Origin of the sequence: Blautia sp. JLR.GB0024, from assembly GCF_037000545.1 — a bacterium.
GTDB classification, from domain to species: Bacteria; Bacillota; Clostridia; order Lachnospirales; family Lachnospiraceae; genus Blautia; species Blautia celeris.
The window spans coordinates 370,741-388,651 of record NZ_JBANBF010000003.1 but is presented as its reverse complement, the minus strand read 5'-3'; the positions used below and the strand labels follow the sequence as shown (position 1 = coordinate 388,651).

Sequence of the window (17,911 nt, the reverse complement as noted above, 5' to 3'; positions counted from 1 at the left end):
AGGAATGAAGAAAGTTATTTTGGTTATTCTGGGATTCTTTGCACTGCTGGCAGCGTATCCGGTGTTGTTTCTTGCGGCAGGTTCCCTGATGGGAAAGCAGGAGCTGGCCGGATATCTGGCGCCGGTTCTGGCAAAAGGGGGCGGGTACGCGGCATTTCGTCTCTTTCCCATGTATCCCACCCTGCGGGCATATGCGGAGCTTTTGCTGGATTCTCCCGGATATTTTATAATGTTCTGGAATTCCGTTCGTATTACAGCGGGAATCCTTTTGGGGCAGCTCCTGGCAGGTGTGCCTGCGGCATGGGGATTTGCCAGATTTGAATTTCCGTTTAAGAGAGCAGTGTTCACCGTGTATGTGACACTGATGATGATGCCCTTCCAGGTGACCATGCTCTCCAATTATCTGGTGCTGGATCAGATGGGGCTTATGGATACCCTCTGGGCAGTGATCCTTCCGGGGGCGTTCTCCACATTTCCGGTGTTTATCATGTACCGGTTCTTTACGGGCATACCGGAGGCTGTGGTGGAATCTGCAAGAATAGACGGGGCAGGAGAGTGGAAGATATTCCTGCATCTGGGGCTTCCCCTGGGATCCGGGGGTATCTGTTCCGCCATGGTACTGGGATTTCTGGAGTGCTGGAATCTCATTGAACAGCCCCTTACATTTTTGAAAAATAAAGAATTATGGCCCCTTTCCCTGTATCTGCCGGATATCGGGCTTTTGGAAGCGCCGGCAGCGTTTGCGGCTTCCGTGGTGGTTCTTCTGCCGGCTTTTTTCATTTTTTTGGGCGGACAGGATTATCTGGAACAGGGGATCGTGGCAGCGGCAGTGAAGGAATAGAGGTGGAGAGATGATACGAGGAAAAGGGAGAAAAAGCCTGAGACAAAAAGCATTTTTTATGCTTGCCGTTTTTCTGGTCATGATGATGGTATTTACGGTCATATCAAGAGCTGCCGACAGTGTGACCATAGCGCAGGTGGATGTGGAGAATATGTCCTCAAAGGCGATTGAGCACTCTGTGGTGGGTGAGGGGACGGTAAAAGAGAATCTGGAGAAGGCCATAAGCACAGAGCCAAATATCATGGTGGAGACGCTGTATGCGGCACAGGGCAGCCAGGTGGAAGAAGGGGAGCTTCTCATGCAGCTTAGGATGGCAGATATTGAGGAACAGATTGAGAATCTGAATACGGAGATAAAGAAGCTGGAGCTGAACAACCGGGATCTCGGAAGCAGGAAGCAATCCGAACAGCAGAAAAAATCCGTACAGGCCCAGAGGGCCAGAGAGGATTACGACAGGGCCGAGACGGAAGGCGGAAACCGCGTGGCCCAGGCACAGGCAGCGCTTGCCCGGGCGGAGGCAGAGCTGGAGGAATTTTATCAGGCCGGGCAGGAAGAGAGCGGCGGTGAGGAGCTGACGGTTTCCACTCTGCAGGAGCTGTGTAAGGAGAGGGAGGAGGCACTCTCCGTCCTTGAAGCCAAAGCAGACGCCCTGTGGGAGAAAATTGAGGAAGAGATCTTAAAAGAGATTGGCGCCGCGGAGGAAGAAAACGGTTCTCTGACTGAGGCACAGAAAGAAGAGATCAGGACACGCATAGAAGAGGAGAATGCCCGGGAGCTTGCAGCGGCAAGAGAGGACGCGGAGGCAGCAAAGCAGGCTCTTGAGGAGGCACGAAGTGCCCTTGCAGAGGCCGAAAGTCTGGGGCAGACTGCCGGGGAACAGAGTGCCAAAGCCCGGGAAGAGCAGCTTCTGGCTGACATCGAGGCGAAAAAACAGGCCTGCCAGGAGGCGGAAAAGGCAAAAGAGGACAGCCAGACACAGGCCCAGAGAGCGCTGGAGGATGCGGAGGCTTCGGATGGCAGTGACAGTACGGAGAAGGTCAATGCGCTGGATCTGGACGCTAAGAAAAAGAGTCTTGAGAAGCTGGAGAAGCTGAAAGAGGATCAGGGGCAGATTCTGTCACCGGTGAAGGGGGTTGTGACGGAAGTGAGAGTGGGGGCAGGTGACAATACACCGGATACGGCGCTTATGACACTGGCGGATGTAAGCTCCGGATGCAGGTTTGTGGCGCAGATCGACAAGAGTCTGGAAAAATATATAGCCAGAAAAGATCCTGTTAAGCTGTCCGCGGAGGGCAGTAAAAAGGACATAGAAAATCTGGAGGTGGAGAGCATTACACCGGATGCGGAGGACAAGACAAAACTCAATGTGACGGTTCTGCTCCCCGCAGATTCCATGGAGATTGGCACGGCAGCCACCATGACCTGTATGCGCAGAACAAAGGTACAGGATAACTGTATTCCCGTGGAGGCTCTGCATGTGGAAAATTCAAAATATTATGTTCTGGTGGCGGAGGAAAAAAAGACGGTCCTGGGAACAGAGCTGACAGCCGTGAGAAAGGATGTGGCGGTGAAGGACAAAAACAGTTCCTATGCTGCCCTGGAAAGCGGCAGTCTTCTGCCGGATGACCGGGTGATCACAGAATCTGACAGGACCATAGATGCGGGCAGCAGAGTGCGCCTGCGGGAACCATGAGAGGGGGAAGGAAGGCTGTCTGCAGACTTGGGATTTTAGGGCTGCTGCTTTTATGCTGTTTTTTGGCAAAAGCCGCTGCAGCCGGTACAGAAAAATACAGCGAAGGGGTTTCAGTAAGAAAGACGAAGGGTACCTGGTCCCCGGCGGAGGCGGATTCCATCCGGCAGGAGGAGTCAGAGCAGGAGTTCCCCGATTCCTGTATATTTTGGGGAGAGCGGGGAGAGGAGGTTCTGGAAAATGAGAAACTGGACAGAATGGAGCAGGCTTCTGTCATAGAGGTTCTGGGAGATACACAGGGGCTTCTTGCGGCCACGGCACCTCTGTATGAGGAGGATGAGGATGGCTGTCTTTTGTCCGAGGATTTGGCCTGCAGACTTTTCGGAAGTAAATATGTGATGGGGGAAGAGATTTCCTATCGGGGAAGGACCCTGACGGTCCGTGGGATCTTGAGAGGGATGGAGGGGACTGCCGCCGTACAGGCAGAAAAGGAGGGGGACAGCGTTCTGGACACCATAGCGTATGAGGCGAACACGGAGGGCGATTCCCTGGAAAGTCCGGTGCAGGCATTTCTGATGCGCCATGGGATACAGGGAAAAGTCCAGCCGTGGAGGTATTTTGCAGTGTGCGCAGAGCTTCTGGTATTTCTTCTTCCTCTGGTCATATTTTTGAGAATGGCCGGCAGGACGGCAGATGCATGTCGGAAAATGCATTCCCGCAGTCTGCGGACACGCGCCGGGAAAGACGGGAGGCAGAGAAACACCAGAATACGGACAGCAGGCATGTATGCAGTACCCGTTCTTATGGCAGTTCTGTTTTACTGGCTTTTTCGGCCCTCTCTTGGAGTGACCAGGGATATGATGCCTACAAAATGGTCGGATTTTAACTTTTGGAGACAGACCATACAGCAGATACAGAATAATCTGGAACTGCTGCTTCAGACGAAAAAGACAAGTCTGGATCTGCTTGTACTCCGCCCGTTCTTTTCCTGCCTGAAATACTGTGTTATGGCCTGGCTGCTATATGCTGTGGGGTACAGATGGGAAAAAAATGCAGGTACAGCGGAAGTTTTGGCGGGGATATTATTGTCCTGGATCTTACTGCTGGGGGTCATCTGCTTTTTGGGGGACAGCGGCCTTTACCTGGCGGGGGAGAAACGTGTCTGGTTCTGGGCATGCTTCTGGCTGACCGGCGGGTACGCGGCGGACAGGATGCATGCCTTTTGAGGGCAGCATCCTTTTGCCGCTGTGAAGCAGAAAGACTGAATTGTAACCCGCTTTTTTACTTCATTGAAATAAACAATTGAAATGAGAAAGTATTTATGCTAAACTTTATCTATAAATTCTGTTTTTCTTATATTCTTAACATTCTTTTGCTATTCATCTTATCTGAATCAATGAAACCCTGAAATTAAGTATGAAATGAATGCATCTGCGTAAAGTCACAGAGAGCCGCACGCGCATAATATTTATTAGAAAAGAGGTGAATGGATGACAAAATTAAAAGAGAAGATCAATGAGGCATTATCCTCTGTACTGCCTATCACCTGCATTGTATTTTTGTTAAGTATCACGATCACGCCCATGCCCATAGGGACCATTCTGCTGTTTGTGCTGGGGGCGGTTCTGCTTGTGGTGGGTATGGGATTTTTTTCACTGGGAGCGGATATGTCCATGATGCCTATGGGGGACGGTATTGGTAATGCTCTTGTGTCATCAAAGAAAAAGCTGGTTATGTTTCTTGTTACCTTTGCAATCGGATTTATAGTTACCATTGCAGAGCCTGACCTGACTGTTCTGGCACATCAGGTTCCCGGCATACCGGATCAGATACTTATCTGGACTGTGGCCTGCGGTGTGGGACTCTTTCTGATGTTTTCATGGATACGTATTACCTTTGGCGTGGATTTGAAGTATATGCTGATCTTCTTTTACATAGTTGTCTTTATCCTGGCATTTTTTTCTATGGACAGCTTTATGGCAGTGGCTTTTGACAGCGGGGGCGTTACCACCGGACCTATTACCGTTCCGTTCATCATGGCGCTGGGGATCGGCATGGCTCATATGAGGAACAGCCACGCAGAGGAGGACAGTTTTGGTCTGGTTGCTCTGGGCAGTATAGGTCCTATTCTTGCTGTTCTGCTTTTGGGAATTCTGTATCACCCTAAAGGGGCTTCCTATACGCCTTTTCAGATGGTGCATGTTGAGACCACAAAGGACGTGGCTAAGACATTCCTGGCAGAGATGCCCCGGTATGTCAGGGAGGTGAGTAAGGCATTGTTTCCCATTCTCTGCTTTTTCTTTTTCTTCCAGATGATAACCAGGTACTTTAAAAAGAAATCGGTCATTAAAATACTGGTGGGAACTCTGTATACTTATATGGGGCTGATCCTGTTTTTGTGCGGTGTCAATGTGGGATTTATGCCGGCGGGATATTTTATCGGTTCCGAGCTGGCGGCCCTGTCCTATAACTGGGTTTTGGTGCCTGTGGGCATGGTTATAGGGTTTTACATTGTAAAGGCAGAGCCTGCGGTACATGTGCTGAACCGCCAGGTGGAGGAGGTGTCATCCGGTGCTATTTCCTCTAAGGGGATGCTCTATTCCCTCTCTGTGGGTGTGGGGATTTCACTGGGAATCGCCATGCTTCGTGTGCTGACGGGAATCAGCATCATGTATTTTCTTATTCCGGGCTATTTCACTGCTCTGCTGCTGAGCTTTTTTGTGCCGAAGGTGTTTACCGGCATCGCCTTTGATTCCGGCGGAGTGGCCAGCGGGCCCATGACGGCAACCTTTCTGCTGCCTCTGGCAATGGGGGCGTGTGAAAGCCTGGGCGGGGATGTGATGATGGATGCCTTTGGAATCGTGGCAATGGTTGCCATGACACCGCTTGTTACCATTCAAATTCTGGGATTGATGATGAGGAGAAAGAAAAGGGCAGTATCTTCAGCTCAGGAAGAGGATGGGATTCTTGCCTTTGAGGAGGTTTCAGATGAGTAAACAAAAAGTAAAATGTTTGGTCGCTATTGTTAACCGTGGAAAGGGCAGGCTGGTAGCTGATATCTGCAGAAGCCGTCAGATCTGCTTTACATGCGGGACACTGGCGCTTGGAACTGCGGGAAGTGAGCTTCTGGATTATCTGGGAATCGGGGAGACAGACAAGGAATTGCTGTTCTGCTTCCTGCCGGCCTGTATGGAACGTGATATCATGAATGAAATAGCCGCGAAAATCAATATCAAGAAACCTGGACATGGTATTATGTTCACAATTCCATTGAGCGGTATCAGTACATTATTCCAGCAGAAAGTTTTGTTCCGGGGCGCGGAAAAGGAGGAGTATATGGAGCAGGCGGAAAGAAAATATGAACTGGTGGTTGCAGTGGTGGACCACGGCTTTCAGGATCAGGTGATGGTTGCCGCAAAAGCGGCGGATGCCACAGGGGGTACGGTATTTCATGCCCGTTCCCTGCACGATGAGGATGCCTCTTCCTTTCTGGGGATAAGACTGCAGGGAGAGAAGGATGTGGTCATGATTTTGTCCGGTATTGACGCGTATACCAGGATCATGCAGGCTGTCAACACAGCATGCGGTCTGAAGACAGAGGCAAAAGGACTGATATTCTCCCTCCCAGTGGACCATTTTATAGGGATTTGATTATAAAGATTTGACTTTGTACGGGCAGAATGATACAATTTATCGTAGTAAATTTCTGGAGGACATTAAAATGATTAACGATAAAAAAGTATTATTCAGCGGTATGCAGGCAACCGGAAACCTGACACTTGGAAATTATCTGGGAGCGCTGAAAAACTGGGTGACATTGAGTGATGAATATGAGTGCTTTTACAGTGTAGTGGACATGCATTCCATCACAGTGCGCCAGGACCCGGCTACTCTTCGCAAGAGAGCCCGTGCGCTTCTGACTTTATATATTGCGGCAGGATTGGACCCGAAGAAAAACTGTATTTATTACCAGTCCCATGTATCAGGACATGCAGAGCTTTCATGGATCTTAAACTGCTTTACCTATATGGGTGAGCTGAGCCGTATGACACAGTTTAAGGACAAATCCGCCAAACATGCGGACAATATCAACGCAGGACTTTTCACCTACCCGGTACTGATGGCGGCTGATATCCTGCTGTATCAGGCAGATGTGGTTCCGGTGGGAATTGACCAGATGCAGCATCTGGAATTGACACGTGACATTGCCATCCGATTTAACAACATTTACGGGGATGTGTTCACAGTTCCGGAGGCATATATCGGCAAAGTGGGGGCCAAGATCATGAGCCTTCAGGAGCCGTCCAAGAAGATGTCCAAGTCAGATGAGAATCCAAACGGAAGCATCTACCTCATGGATGACCCGGACACCATCATGCGCAAATGCAAACGTGCCGTGACAGATTCTGAGGCATGTATCGCCTACAGGGATGAGCAGCCGGGGCTGAAAAACCTGCTGGATATCTACTGCGCATGTACAGAAAAGACCACCGATGAAGCGCTGCGCGAGTTTGAAGGAAAAGGATACGGTGACTTGAAAATGGCTGTGGGTGAGGCCGTGGTAAGTGTTCTGAAACCTCTGCAGGATGAGGTTGCAAGACTGGAAAAAGATAAGTCATACATTGATTCCATTATCAAGGAAAATGCTGAGAAAGCCAGCTACTTTGCCAATAAAACCCTGCGCAAGGTACAGAGAAAAGTGGGATTTCCGGATAGGATCCGTTAAGCCGCGCCGGGGACACACGGCGGCATATAATTGAAAATTGTACAGGAGGGAATGTATATGACAATGGATGAAGTGATCACCGTACTCAGTATGCAGGAGGAGATACTCCAGTTTTCACATTTTACCAACGAGGACGCATGGGAATTGGGGCTGATGCTTGTGGCAGAGAGCAGACGAAGAGGTCTGGACTGTGCTGTATCCATCCGCAGAAATAACGGATACACAGTATTCAAATACGCGGGGAATACAACCAATCTGAACAATGACCGCTGGATGGACAGAACGTTCAACACGGTCCGCACACTGGAGAAGAGCAGTCTTCTGGTGTACACTGAACTGCAGAAAAGCGAGGAGACCATGGTTGACATTGCTCTGGACCCAAAAGAATTTTCCTGCATGGGCGGAGGCTTCCCGGTACGCGTGGAGGAAGTGGGTGTTGTGGGTGCTGTTATGGTGACCAACCAGAACCACTATATCAATCATGATATCATTGTGAAGACTCTGGGAAGATATCTTCATATTGATGAGGTGCCGAGAATCAGAATGCTGTAAAGTGACAGCGGCAACAGGCTGTTATCGTGTAAAAGCCGGGCGGAATATTGTGTTCCGCCCGGCTTTTGTGCGCCATAGGATATCTATGTGCGGTATCCTATTTGGTATCCATTGGCGCCAGGAGATTTCCTTTTATTCGTTGTCCAGGAACTTGATGGAGGCATCTGCCTTCAATGCAAGATTGGCCTCAGCCTCAATGCATTTGGTGATTCCCGCAATGATCGGGCATCCCGAGTGTACCGGAAAGTTTTTGTTGGCATACTCGAAGAAGGGTCCGGATCCTGGTTTTACAAGACAGACTTCGTAGGCATCAAAGGTACTTCCCAGTTCTTCCATCATTTTCTTCACGCTGGGACAGCCGCTTGCGACTTTGATGGTGACTTCCGTCTCTTCATCCTCTGATGCAGTGGCAGTGACGAGAGTGGAAAATTTACAGATTCCCGGTTCAATCTTAACTTTAGTCATTTGAATTCCTCCCTTGATAGATGCCGGTGAGACTGTTCAGGCTTTTGACGGAAGAACAGTTTACCGTTATAAATACATGATATAGTTTATAATTCTCATTATAGCACTTCTGGAAGAGAATGAAACAGAAAGTTACATGTCGGGAACGGTTTTTCAGATGCTGCCATATCCGGCTTGATAAAATGCCTCTGCCATGTCCTTGGGCAGCGGTACACGAAACTGCATGGGTTCCCGGGTAATGGGATGGGTAAACGCAAGCGCAGAGGAGTGCAGGGCAACCCTGGATATGCAGGTGAAATCCGGATGATAGAGATAATCCCCAAGCAGCGGGGCGCCCAGATACTGCATGTGCACCCGGATCTGGTGGGTGCGCCCTGTCTCCAGATGAAGCTCGGCCAGTGTTACATGGCGGCGTGTTTCCAGCACTTTGTAGTGTGTGACTGCCCGTTCTCCTCTTTCAAGATCCACACACCGCTCAATGGCCGAACCTTCCTTTCTGGCAATGGGAGCGTCTATGGTCCCCTGAGACGACGGGAGGATACCGTCGCAGAGTGCCAGATAAGTCCTGTGGATCTGCCGCTTTTTCATCTGCGAGGACAATAAGGAGGCGCTCAGAGCATTTTTAGCCACGATCAATAGGCCGGTGGTATCCCGGTCCAGGCGGTTGATGCAGCGAAAGATAAATTCTTCTCCGGCCGACCGGTAATAATGCGCTACTGCATTGGCGAGGGTATTGTCATAGTTGTTGACGGAGGGATGTACCGGCATATCGGCGGGCTTATTGAGAACCAGAATATCCTCATCCTCCCAGACGATCGTTAAGGGCAGCAAAACCGGCCGGATATGCTCTGAGGACTGCGTTTCCTTCAGAAAGATCTTCAGCTCATCCCCGGTGCGGAGCATGGTCTTGACATAGGCCCATCTGCCGTTTACCGTTATGCCGTCATCGTTTTTTTTCAATTGAATGATAATCTGCCGGGAATATCCCCTGGCTTTTAAAAAGGATTCCACCGTGCAGGGGGAATCCTTTTCTTCTATCTTGTAGATCAATGTCCGATTCATAAAAACTCCTGTTTGGCTGCAGAAAAGGTTCCGCATAAGCCGTACGGCAATGCCTTCCCGGTTACTTGGATTTTACCTTGTTCCACAGTTCATTGTAGTATGAGTCTGCTTCATCGCCCAGGAACTGGAAGGTCTCGCTTCCCTTCAGATCTTCTGCTTCGGGGAAGAGCACTCTGCTGTTTCGGATGCTGTCATCCTCGATCAGATCTCTGGCAGCTTTGTTTGGTGTTGCGTAGGTGATGTACTCAAAGTTCATCAGCGCAATATCCGGGCGGCAGAGGAAATTGATGAATTTTTCCGCGTTTTCCTTATTCTGCGCATTGGATGGGATCACCCAGGAATCAATCCATACGTTAGTCCCCTCTTTGGGAATCACATATTCCAGATTCGGGTTCTCCCTTTGGGTATAGAGGGCTTCGCCGGAATAGATAACACCCAGCGCAGCCTCATTTCCGATCATCTTATCCCTGACCTGGTCCACCACATAGGCCTGGACCAGAGGTTTCTGCGCGATCAGATCATCCGTGGCCTGGATCAGCTCGTCCACGACTACGGAGTTCAGGGAATATCCCCTGCGCTTCAGGGCAACCGCGAAGGCATCCCGGACGGAATCCTGCATGAGGATACTGTCCCTGTATTTTTCATCCCAGAGGATATCCCAGCTATCCACCTTTTCTTTGACCATGGTCTTGTTGTAGAGAATGCCCACAGTGCCGACACAGTAGGGCACTGAGTATTCGTTTTCCGGGTCAAAGCTCCTGGACTGTTCCATATAGGTGGGGTCAATGTTCTTAATGTTGGGCACATTGTCCCAGTTGATCTTGGCCAGCAGATCGTTCTCCCGCATACGCTGGATCATATAATCAGAGGGGCAGACCACATCGTAGGCAATGGCCTTTGACATGATTTTCGGATACATGATCTCATTGGTCTCGTACTCCTCATAGGTGACGGTTATACCGGTCTCCTCCTCGAAGATATCTATGACCTCAGGGTCCAGATATTCCCCCCAGTTATACACGATCAGCTTTTCGTCTGACACGCTTCCTTTGCTTCCCAGATGGAAAAGAAATCCTGCGCCTGCCACAAGGATGACAAGTGCTGCCGGAATGACCTGGCGCAGAGGGAGCTTCTTCTTTTCATTTTCAAGCTCTAAGCTGAGCTTTTTATCCGGCTCTTTGGGGGCTGAATTTACCAGGATCATAATGACCATGACAGATAAAAAGAGCAGAGTGGAGAGCGCGTACATCTCCGGCCGGATGCCCTTCCGCACCTCGGAATATATCTTGGTGGACAGGGTATCCACCCCGGGTCCCTTGGTAAAATGCGTGATGATAAAATCATCCAGGGACATGGTAAAAGCCATGAGAAATCCTGACAGCACACCGGGAAGGATATCCGGGAACACTACCTTCATAAATGCCTGGAAAGGGCCTGCGCCCAGGTCTCTGGCGGCCTCATAAGTGCTCTTGTTGGTCTGCTTCAGCTTCGGCATAACGCTCAGGATCACATAGGGGATATTGAAGGTTATGTGTGCCATTAAAATGGTGGAAAAGCCCAGGGTAAACCTGCATGCAATAAACAGAAGCATGAGGGAAATACCGGTCACAATGTCAGAATTCAGTATGGGAATATTGGTGACTCCCATAAATACCGTACGCCATCTGCTCTTCATGGAATTAATGCCGATGGAAGCACAGGTTCCGATGAGAGTCGCCAGTATTGCCGATAAAAATGCAATGACAAGGGTGTTGTAAAGGGCACTCATAATGGCATCATCCCGGAACAGGGAGCTATACCACTGCAGGGTAAATCCGCCCCATTTGGAGCGTGATTTGGAGGCATTGAAGGAGAGGATCATAAGTGTCACGATCGGCGCGTACATGAGGATCAGAATAAGCGCCAAATATATATTTCTGGCTGTCTTCTTCATCAGAACATACCTCCTTGTCCGTCTTTGTCATACTTGGTGGTGACCACCATGCTGATCAGGATAAAGACCATCAGCACCAGAGAAAGTCCGCTTCCCACATGCCAGTTGCTGCCCTGTTTGAACTTCTGTTCAATGACATTTCCGATGAGCAGGATCTTGCTTCCGCCCAACAGATCGGAGATGACAAATGTGGTGAGAGCAGGCACAAATACCATGATGACACCGCTCACCACGCCGGGAAGGCTGAGAGGGAAGATGATCTTCCGGAAGGTATACAGTTCCGTGGCCCCCAGATCTCTGGCTGCGAAGATGACGTCCTTGTCAATCTTGGACAGCACATTGTAGAGGGGCAGCACCATGAAAGGCAGGAAGTTGTACACCATACCCAGGATGATGGCATAGGGCGTGTTGATGAGCTGAATGGAGGGCAGGTGCAGAAAGCCCAGAAGCTGGTTGATGACGCCGTTTTTCTCCAGCAGGGTCTGCCAGGCCATGGTGCGCAGCAGAAAATTCATCCACATGGGCAGGATGAAGATCAACACAATAAAACTGGTCTGATTTACCTTCATGCCGGATAAAATCATGGCAAGAGGGTAGGCTAACAACAGACAGATGGCTGTACTGACAATGGAGAGCAGCAGGGAGAGGCATAGGGCCTTGAAATTCTCCACTGTTCCGATGGCCAGAAGATTTTCATAAGTCAGATGGCCGTCCACATCTGTCAGACCATAATATAAGACCATGGCGAGGGGAATCAGAATAAAGGCCACGGCCCAGAAAAAATAAGGTCCGGTCAGTAATTTTTTTCTATTCATTCACTCCTATGGCCTCCTCGTCCTCCGATACCGGCTTGTGCATGATCTGGATGTCGAAGGGGTCCACATGGATACCGACTTTCTGGCCTACCGGGAACATGTCTGTGCTGTGTACCAGCCATTCAAACCCGTTTGCCTGGACTTCCATTTCATAGTGGACGCCTTTGAAGATCAGATGGGAGACAACCCCCTGGATCGTGCCCTCCTCAGGCTTCACCAGGTCCACATCCTCGGGCCGGATGACAACGTCAACGGGTCTGTTGCGGCCAAAGCCTTCGTCCACACAGGGGAACTTGGCACCCAGGATCTTCACCAGCCTGTCCTCAAGCATAGTACCTTCTATAATATTACTCTCGCCGATAAAGTCGGCTACAAATGCGTTCTGCGGCTCATTGTAGATATCCTCAGGGGACCCCATCTGCTGGATATATCCCTGGTTCATGACCACGATGGTGTCTGACATGGTAAGTGCTTCTTCCTGATCGTGGGTCACGTAGATAAAGGTAATGCCCAGCTCATTTTTCAGGCGGATCAGCTCATACTGCATGTCCTGGCGAAGCTTCAGATCCAGAGCGCCCAGAGGCTCATCCAATAGCAGAAGACGCGGTTCATTTACAATGGCGCGGGCTATGGCTACACGCTGCTGCTGGCCGCCGCTTAAAGAGTCAGGCAGACGGTTTTCAAAGCCCTCAAGATTTACCAGTTTCAGTGCGTATTTGATCTTGTCTTTGATATAAGCGTTGCTCTTTCCGGCAATTTTTAAACCAAAAGCAATATTTTCTTCTATATTCATGTGGGAGAACAGGGCGTATTTCTGGAATACGGTGTTCAGATTTCGCTTATTGGGCGGAAGATTGGTAATATCCTCTCCGTCAAAAATAACCTGTCCGAAATCCGGCGTTTCAAAACCGCCCAGGATACGGAGAGTGGTTGTCTTACCGCAGCCGCTGGGGCCTAAAAGGGTAAGAAATTCATTTTCCCGGATGGAGAGATTCAGCTTGTCCAGAACAATCTGATCGCCAAATCCTTTGGAAATGTCAATTAAATCCACCAGTGTATGGTTCATTCGCGTTCTCCTTTACGTGATATGAAATAAATGCAGAATCTGTCCCGTAAAACCGGCCTGACCGTGGAAAGACTCTGAATTTCATTATACTAAACACACAAACCTTGTCAACATAAATGTTGCGAATTTAGCGGGAATTGCATTGTATAAAGAAAAAGTTTGTGGTAGAATGTCGTTAGACCACGGATAGCGGCTGAAAATTCCGCCAACCGGGGAGAATCAGAATAAAACAGGAGGGTATTGCATAAATGAAAGAGAAGTATGTTGCATATGTTGGAACGTATACCCATGGAAGCAGTATCGGAATCCATTTATATGATGTAAATGTAGAAGAGGGGACACTTACAGAGCGAAAAGTCATTCCTGTAAATAATTCCTCCCACCTGGCCATATCATTAAATGGGAAATATCTCTATTCCATTGCCGACGAAGGAGTTGCCGTATTTTCAATTGATCCGGACGGAGATCTTACCTTTATTAATAAAGTAGACATTGACGGAATGAGAGGCTGCCACCTGTCCACCGACAAGGAAGGAAAATATCTCTATGTGGCAGGTTATCACGACGGTAAGGTTACCGTGGTACATACCCACAGGGACGGACGCCTGGGAAGCGTCATGGACGGGGTATTCCACAGAGGACTGGGAAGCGTGGCGGAGAGAAACTTCCGTCCCCATGTAAGCTGTGTGCGTCCTACACCGGACGGAAAATATCTCTGTGCAGTGGACAACGGAATTGACCAGATGAAGATCTACCGTGTCAATAACAGGACCAGCAAGCTGGAGCTTGTGGATGTACTGCGCTGTGTGAGGGAGTCCGGACCGAGACTGATCAAATTCAGTCCCAACGGCAAATATGCATTCCTGAATTTTGAGCTGAGCAATGAGGTGCAGGTATACCGCTACGACGGAAGCGGCAAGAATCCTGTTTTCGAGCTGATTCAGACAGAGAGCACGCTGGTATCCCACGATGATGAGACGCACGATGCCACATCCGGCATGTGCCTGTCACCGGACGGTGAGTATCTCTTCTGCTCCACAGCAGGTGAAGATACCGTGTCCATGTACAAAGTGGATGAGGAGACCGGCAGTCTGGAAAAACAGTTTATACTGCCCATCAGCGGCGAGTATCCAAAGGATCTGGATGTATTCCCGGACGGGAAACATCTGGCAGTGGTGAACCATGAGTCCAACTCTATCACCACATTTACCATTGATTATGAAAACAAGCTGTTGGTTATGAAGGGGAAACCTTTGAAGGTGGAGACACCAAACAGTATTATCTTCCACAAATGTGAGGAAGAATAGGAGAAAGGAAGTGTTATCATGGAAGGTGGGCCTTGTCCCGGGAATACGAATCAAGAAAGCAAAATAAAGAGTAGAAACCCCATAGGCAGGCGCATCTGATATCTTTGCGCCCGTTTATGGGGCGTGAAGGGAGATAACATGATCAGAATTTTTAAAACGATAGACGGAAAAATGCATCAGGTGGAGGAAGCCAGCGAGGGATGCTGGATCGCTCTCACAGATCCGACAGCAACAGAGATTTTTGAGATTTCCAACAAGTACCAGATAGAGGTGGACGATCTGCGTGCACCTCTGGATGAGGAAGAGCGCTCCCGTATAGAGGTGGAGGACAATTACACACTCATCCTGGTTGACACCCCCATCATTGAGGAGAGGGGCGAAAAGGACTGGTACGGAACTATCCCTCTGTCCATCATTGTGACCAATGAAATGATCTTCACTGTGTGTCTGGAGGATATCTCAGTGCTGGGTAAATTTATGGACGGCCGCGTGCGGAACTTTTATACTTATATGAAGACCAGATTTATCCTGCAGATCTTATATAACAATGCCAGTATGTTCCTGCATTATCTGCGCATCATAGATAAAAAGAGCGAGGAAGTGGAAGGGAAGCTTCACGCTTCTACCAGGAACCAGGAGCTGATCGAGCTTCTGGAGCTGGAAAAGTCCCTGGTGTACTTTACCACATCCCTGCGTTCCAATGAGGTGGTGCTGGAGAAGCTTTTGAAAGTGGAACGGATCAAACAGTATCCCGATGACACGGACCTTTTGGAGGACGTCATTGTGGAGAATAAGCAGGCCATTGAGATGGCCAATATTTACAGCGGTATTCTTTCCGGAATGATGGATGCCTTTGCCTCTGTTATTTCCAACAATCTGAATATTGTCATGAAGTTTCTGGCAACCGTAACCATTGTCATGTCGATTCCGACCATGATATTCAGTGCATACGGTATGAATGTGAACACATCGGGGATGCCTTTTGCGGGGAGCCCTTATGGGTTCGTGATCGTCATTGTGCTGTCCCTGGTTCTGAGCTTACTGGTTGCATTGATCTTCTCCAAGAAAAACCTTTTCTAATTGGAAGAGTTTCCCTGAGGGGGGAATACTGATATCAGAAACGAGGAGAATATATGAATTTTTTGAACAAAATGGAAAGGAAATGCGGTCGTTTTGCTATCAGAAATCTGACAAAGTACATCATCCTGCTTTATGTGATCGGATATGTACTTTCTTTTCTGGGCACAGTTACCGGAATTCCTTTCAGCGCTTATCTGATGCTGAGCCCCGGCCACATTCTGCACGGACAGATATGGAGACTTGTGAGCTGGCTTTTGATTCCGCCCTCCGGGCTTAATATTTTTACCATCATCATGCTTGCACTTTACTATTCCCTGGGAACTTCACTGGAGAAGACATGGGGGGATTTCAGGTACAATGTCTATATCTTAGGAGGTATTTTAAGCACTATCATCGGTGCATTTCTGCTCTATTTTATTCAGGGACCCATGAATTCCCTTTACGGAATGGCAGCGATCTCCACATATTATATCAACCTGTCCATTTTCCTGGCTTTTGCAGCCAGTTACCCGGATATGCAGCTTCTTCTGTACTTTGTGATTCCGGTGAAGATCAAATGGCTGGCGTATCTGGATGTTGCATACCTGGTCTATAATTTTATACAGACACCGATCTGGTCCATCAGGATGATGATCATCGCGTCCCTGCTGAACTTTATCGTGTTCTTTTTTGCCACCAGGAATTACAGCCATATCAATCCGAAAGAAGTACACAGGCGGCAGCAGTTCCAAAAGGCAGTCCATCCCAAAATGGCACCGGGTGTGACAAAGCATAAATGCGCCATATGCGGCAGGACAGAGAAGGACGGGGATAACCTGGAGTTCCGCTTCTGTTCCAAATGCAACGGCAATTACGAATACTGTCAGGATCATCTTTTTACTCATGAACATATAAAATAGGAGGAATTTATGCGCAAGACGAAGATTGTATGTACCATGGGTCCGAATACGGACAAAAAAGCCACAATGAAAGCCCTGGTAAGACACGGCATGGATGTGGCCCGTTTCAACTTTTCACACGGGGATTACGAGGAGCAGAGAAACCGTATGAACCTGCTGAAAAATGTCAGGGAGGAGCTGGATAAACCGGTTGCTATTCTTCTGGATACCAAAGGCCCGGAAATTCGTACCGGGGTTCTGGAGGACGGAAAGAAAGTCACTCTGACAGAGGGCGCAGATTTTACTCTCTATATGGAAGAGACGGTGGGTAATGAAAAAGGATGTTCCATCACTTATCCCGGGCTGGCAAGAGAAGTCAAACCGGGCAACAAGATCCTCATTGATGACGGCCTTATCGAGCTGGATGTAAAGACCGTAAAAAAAGATCACATTGTCTGCACCGTTGCAAACGGCGGTGAGCTGGGCGAGAAAAAGGGCGTCAATGTACCGAATGTAAGAGTGAAGCTTCCGGCTATCACAGAGAAAGACAAGGCAGATATTATCTTCGGCATTCAGCAGGATATTGACTTTATTGCAGCCTCTTTCATCCGGAATGCAGCGGGCATCAAGGAAATCCGCAAGATCCTTCACGAGCACCATGCGGAGCAGATCGCCATCATCGCCAAGATTGAGAATGCAGAAGGTGTTGAGAATATTGACGAGATCATCGGGGCAGCCGACGGCATTATGGTAGCCAGAGGTGACCTGGGCGTGGAGATCCCGGCACAGGAAGTTCCTTATATCCAGAAGATGATCATCAAGAAATGCAATGAAAATTATATTCCGGTTATCACAGCAACACAGATGCTGGATTCCATGATCCGTAACCCGCGTCCCACACGTGCAGAGGTGGCGGACGTGGCAAACGCCATCTACGACGGCACCGACGCAGTCATGCTCTCCGGGGAGACTGCAGCGGGAAAATATCCTGTGGAAGCGCTGACCATGATGGGCGAGATCGCAGAGGATACAGAGAAGCATGTGGATTATGACAAATACATTCAGCACAGGACCATGTACAAACAGACTCTGGTTTCCAGTGCCATCGGTATTGCGTCTGTCCGCACGGCCAGAAACATTGATGCAGACTGCATCATCACCCCCACCATGTCAGGCAAGACCGCAAGACTGGTATCCAGTTTCCGTCCGACCATGCCCATCTATGCCATCACGCCAAACGAGTTTGTGCAGCATAAGATGCAGCTCTACTGGGGCGTAAGACCGCTGAAAGGCAACACAAAAGACACCACAGAAAATATCCTGACAAGTGCCATGGAGACTGTAAAACGCAAACGCCTTGTAAAAAAAGGCCAGCTTGCCGTCTTCACCGCAGGCGACCCGGCTACCAACAGCCGCAGGGATGAGCAGAATGTGACCAACATGCTGCATGTGATCGAAGTGAAATAAATAAAAAGCTGTTCCGCCGTGGTCATGGA

Annotated in this window: 16 protein-coding genes; 11 read left to right on the top strand and 5 right to left on the bottom strand. The window is 49.2% G+C overall.

All coding sequences use genetic code 11. From position 1 onward, the window contains the following. The first annotated feature begins 4 nt into the window (after positions 1 to 4). From V8Q34_RS09935 to V8Q34_RS09905, 7 genes are all read left to right on the top strand, one after another. Positions 5 to 841: a carbohydrate ABC transporter permease gene (locus V8Q34_RS09935; protein ID WP_335835346.1), complete on the top strand. Its 837-nt coding sequence runs from the start codon at positions 5 to 7 to the stop codon at positions 839 to 841. Positions 842 to 851: 10 nt separating this feature from the next. Continuing rightward, the gene (locus V8Q34_RS09930) at positions 852 to 2,534 is read left to right on the top strand and encodes an HlyD family efflux transporter periplasmic adaptor subunit (protein ID WP_335835345.1); all 1,683 of its coding nucleotides are present in this window, start codon (positions 852 to 854) and stop codon (positions 2,532 to 2,534) included. Continuing rightward, on the top strand, positions 2,531 to 3,757 hold the full coding sequence (locus V8Q34_RS09925; RefSeq protein ID WP_335835344.1) for an ABC transporter permease: 1,227 nt from the start codon (positions 2,531 to 2,533) through the stop codon (positions 3,755 to 3,757). Before V8Q34_RS09930 ends, V8Q34_RS09925 begins: the two co-directional genes overlap by 4 nt. Positions 3,758 to 4,021: 264 nt before the next feature. Next, positions 4,022 to 5,527 carry a DUF1538 domain-containing protein gene (locus V8Q34_RS09920; RefSeq protein WP_033142962.1) on the top strand — a complete coding sequence of 502 codons (1,506 nt, stop codon included), beginning with the start codon at positions 4,022 to 4,024 and terminating at the stop codon, positions 5,525 to 5,527. After that, the gene (locus V8Q34_RS09915; protein WP_244806175.1) at positions 5,520 to 6,182 is read left to right on the top strand and encodes a hypothetical protein; all 663 of its coding nucleotides are present in this window, start codon (positions 5,520 to 5,522) and stop codon (positions 6,180 to 6,182) included. Before V8Q34_RS09920 ends, V8Q34_RS09915 begins: the two co-directional genes overlap by 8 nt. 70 nt (positions 6,183 to 6,252) lie before the next feature. Then, on the top strand, positions 6,253 to 7,257 hold the full coding sequence (trpS, locus tag V8Q34_RS09910) for a tryptophan--tRNA ligase (RefSeq protein ID WP_033142964.1): 1,005 nt from the start codon (positions 6,253 to 6,255) through the stop codon (positions 7,255 to 7,257). Between the two features lie 57 nt (positions 7,258 to 7,314). Continuing rightward, positions 7,315 to 7,809, top strand: a complete 495-nt coding sequence (locus V8Q34_RS09905; RefSeq protein WP_033142965.1) for a heme-binding protein — start codon at positions 7,315 to 7,317, stop codon at positions 7,807 to 7,809. A gap of 132 nt (positions 7,810 to 7,941) precedes the next feature. Here V8Q34_RS09905 and V8Q34_RS09900 read toward each other — a convergent pair whose 3' ends face one another. From V8Q34_RS09900 to V8Q34_RS09880, 5 genes are all read right to left on the bottom strand, one after another. After that, positions 7,942 to 8,274 carry a DUF6951 family protein gene (locus V8Q34_RS09900; RefSeq protein WP_033142966.1) on the bottom strand — a complete coding sequence of 111 codons (333 nt, stop codon included), beginning with the start codon at positions 8,272 to 8,274 and terminating at the stop codon, positions 7,942 to 7,944. A gap of 153 nt (positions 8,275 to 8,427) precedes the next feature. Further along, on the bottom strand, positions 8,428 to 9,336 hold the full coding sequence (locus V8Q34_RS09895) for an RluA family pseudouridine synthase (protein ID WP_033142967.1): 909 nt from the start codon (positions 9,334 to 9,336) through the stop codon (positions 8,428 to 8,430). Between the two features lie 61 nt (positions 9,337 to 9,397). Then, positions 9,398 to 11,269 (bottom strand): extracellular solute-binding protein, encoded by a 1,872-nt coding sequence (locus V8Q34_RS09890; RefSeq protein WP_033142968.1) that lies wholly within the window; start codon positions 11,267 to 11,269, stop codon positions 9,398 to 9,400. Next, on the bottom strand, positions 11,269 to 12,084 hold the full coding sequence (locus V8Q34_RS09885; RefSeq protein ID WP_033142969.1) for an ABC transporter permease: 816 nt from the start codon (positions 12,082 to 12,084) through the stop codon (positions 11,269 to 11,271). The genes V8Q34_RS09890 and V8Q34_RS09885 overlap by 1 nt, the downstream gene beginning before the upstream one ends. Then, a complete protein-coding gene (locus tag V8Q34_RS09880) occupies positions 12,077 to 13,150 on the bottom strand; it encodes an ABC transporter ATP-binding protein (RefSeq protein WP_018596301.1) in 1,074 nt (357 codons plus the stop codon). The genes V8Q34_RS09885 and V8Q34_RS09880 overlap by 8 nt, the downstream gene beginning before the upstream one ends. 248 nt (positions 13,151 to 13,398) lie before the next feature. Here V8Q34_RS09880 and V8Q34_RS09875 point away from each other — a divergent pair, with 248 nt between their 5' ends. The 4 genes from V8Q34_RS09875 (at position 13,399) to pyk (ending at position 17,882) form a co-directional block, all read left to right on the top strand. Next, positions 13,399 to 14,457, top strand: coding sequence for a lactonase family protein (locus V8Q34_RS09875; RefSeq protein ID WP_033142970.1), 1,059 nt, complete (start codon positions 13,399 to 13,401; stop codon positions 14,455 to 14,457). Between the two features lie 138 nt (positions 14,458 to 14,595). After that, positions 14,596 to 15,537: a magnesium transporter CorA family protein gene (locus V8Q34_RS09870; RefSeq protein ID WP_033142971.1), complete on the top strand. Its 942-nt coding sequence runs from the start codon at positions 14,596 to 14,598 to the stop codon at positions 15,535 to 15,537. A 53-nt stretch (positions 15,538 to 15,590) separates the two neighbouring features. Then, positions 15,591 to 16,436, top strand: a complete 846-nt coding sequence (locus tag V8Q34_RS09865) for a hypothetical protein (RefSeq protein WP_033142972.1) — start codon at positions 15,591 to 15,593, stop codon at positions 16,434 to 16,436. Positions 16,437 to 16,445: 9 nt separating this feature from the next. After that, the gene (gene pyk / locus V8Q34_RS09860) at positions 16,446 to 17,882 is read left to right on the top strand and encodes a pyruvate kinase (RefSeq protein ID WP_033142973.1); all 1,437 of its coding nucleotides are present in this window, start codon (positions 16,446 to 16,448) and stop codon (positions 17,880 to 17,882) included. The last annotated feature ends 29 nt before the right edge of the window (positions 17,883 to 17,911 follow it).

What these genes read in the sequence shown, in the direction of transcription:
- V8Q34_RS09935 (WP_335835346.1), top strand. Translation starts at nt 5, where the DNA reads ATGAAGAAAGTTATTTTGGTTATTCTGGGATTCTTTGCACTGCTGGCA.
- V8Q34_RS09930 (WP_335835345.1), top strand. Translation starts at nt 852, where the DNA reads ATGATACGAGGAAAAGGGAGAAAAAGCCTGAGACAAAAAGCATTTTTT.
- V8Q34_RS09925 (WP_335835344.1), top strand. Translation starts at nt 2,531, where the DNA reads ATGAGAGGGGGAAGGAAGGCTGTCTGCAGACTTGGGATTTTAGGGCTG.
- V8Q34_RS09920 (WP_033142962.1), top strand. Translation starts at nt 4,022, where the DNA reads ATGACAAAATTAAAAGAGAAGATCAATGAGGCATTATCCTCTGTACTG.
- V8Q34_RS09915 (WP_244806175.1), top strand. Translation starts at nt 5,520, where the DNA reads ATGAGTAAACAAAAAGTAAAATGTTTGGTCGCTATTGTTAACCGTGGA.
- trpS (WP_033142964.1), top strand. Translation starts at nt 6,253, where the DNA reads ATGATTAACGATAAAAAAGTATTATTCAGCGGTATGCAGGCAACCGGA.
- V8Q34_RS09905 (WP_033142965.1), top strand. Translation starts at nt 7,315, where the DNA reads ATGACAATGGATGAAGTGATCACCGTACTCAGTATGCAGGAGGAGATA.
- V8Q34_RS09900 (WP_033142966.1), bottom strand. Translation starts at nt 8,274, where the DNA reads ATGACTAAAGTTAAGATTGAACCGGGAATCTGTAAATTTTCCACTCTC.
- V8Q34_RS09895 (WP_033142967.1), bottom strand. Translation starts at nt 9,336, where the DNA reads ATGAATCGGACATTGATCTACAAGATAGAAGAAAAGGATTCCCCCTGC.
- V8Q34_RS09890 (WP_033142968.1), bottom strand. Translation starts at nt 11,269, where the DNA reads ATGAAGAAGACAGCCAGAAATATATATTTGGCGCTTATTCTGATCCTC.
- V8Q34_RS09885 (WP_033142969.1), bottom strand. Translation starts at nt 12,084, where the DNA reads ATGAATAGAAAAAAATTACTGACCGGACCTTATTTTTTCTGGGCCGTG.
- V8Q34_RS09880 (WP_018596301.1), bottom strand. Translation starts at nt 13,150, where the DNA reads ATGAACCATACACTGGTGGATTTAATTGACATTTCCAAAGGATTTGGC.
- V8Q34_RS09875 (WP_033142970.1), top strand. Translation starts at nt 13,399, where the DNA reads ATGAAAGAGAAGTATGTTGCATATGTTGGAACGTATACCCATGGAAGC.
- V8Q34_RS09870 (WP_033142971.1), top strand. Translation starts at nt 14,596, where the DNA reads ATGATCAGAATTTTTAAAACGATAGACGGAAAAATGCATCAGGTGGAG.
- V8Q34_RS09865 (WP_033142972.1), top strand. Translation starts at nt 15,591, where the DNA reads ATGAATTTTTTGAACAAAATGGAAAGGAAATGCGGTCGTTTTGCTATC.
- pyk (WP_033142973.1), top strand. Translation starts at nt 16,446, where the DNA reads ATGCGCAAGACGAAGATTGTATGTACCATGGGTCCGAATACGGACAAA.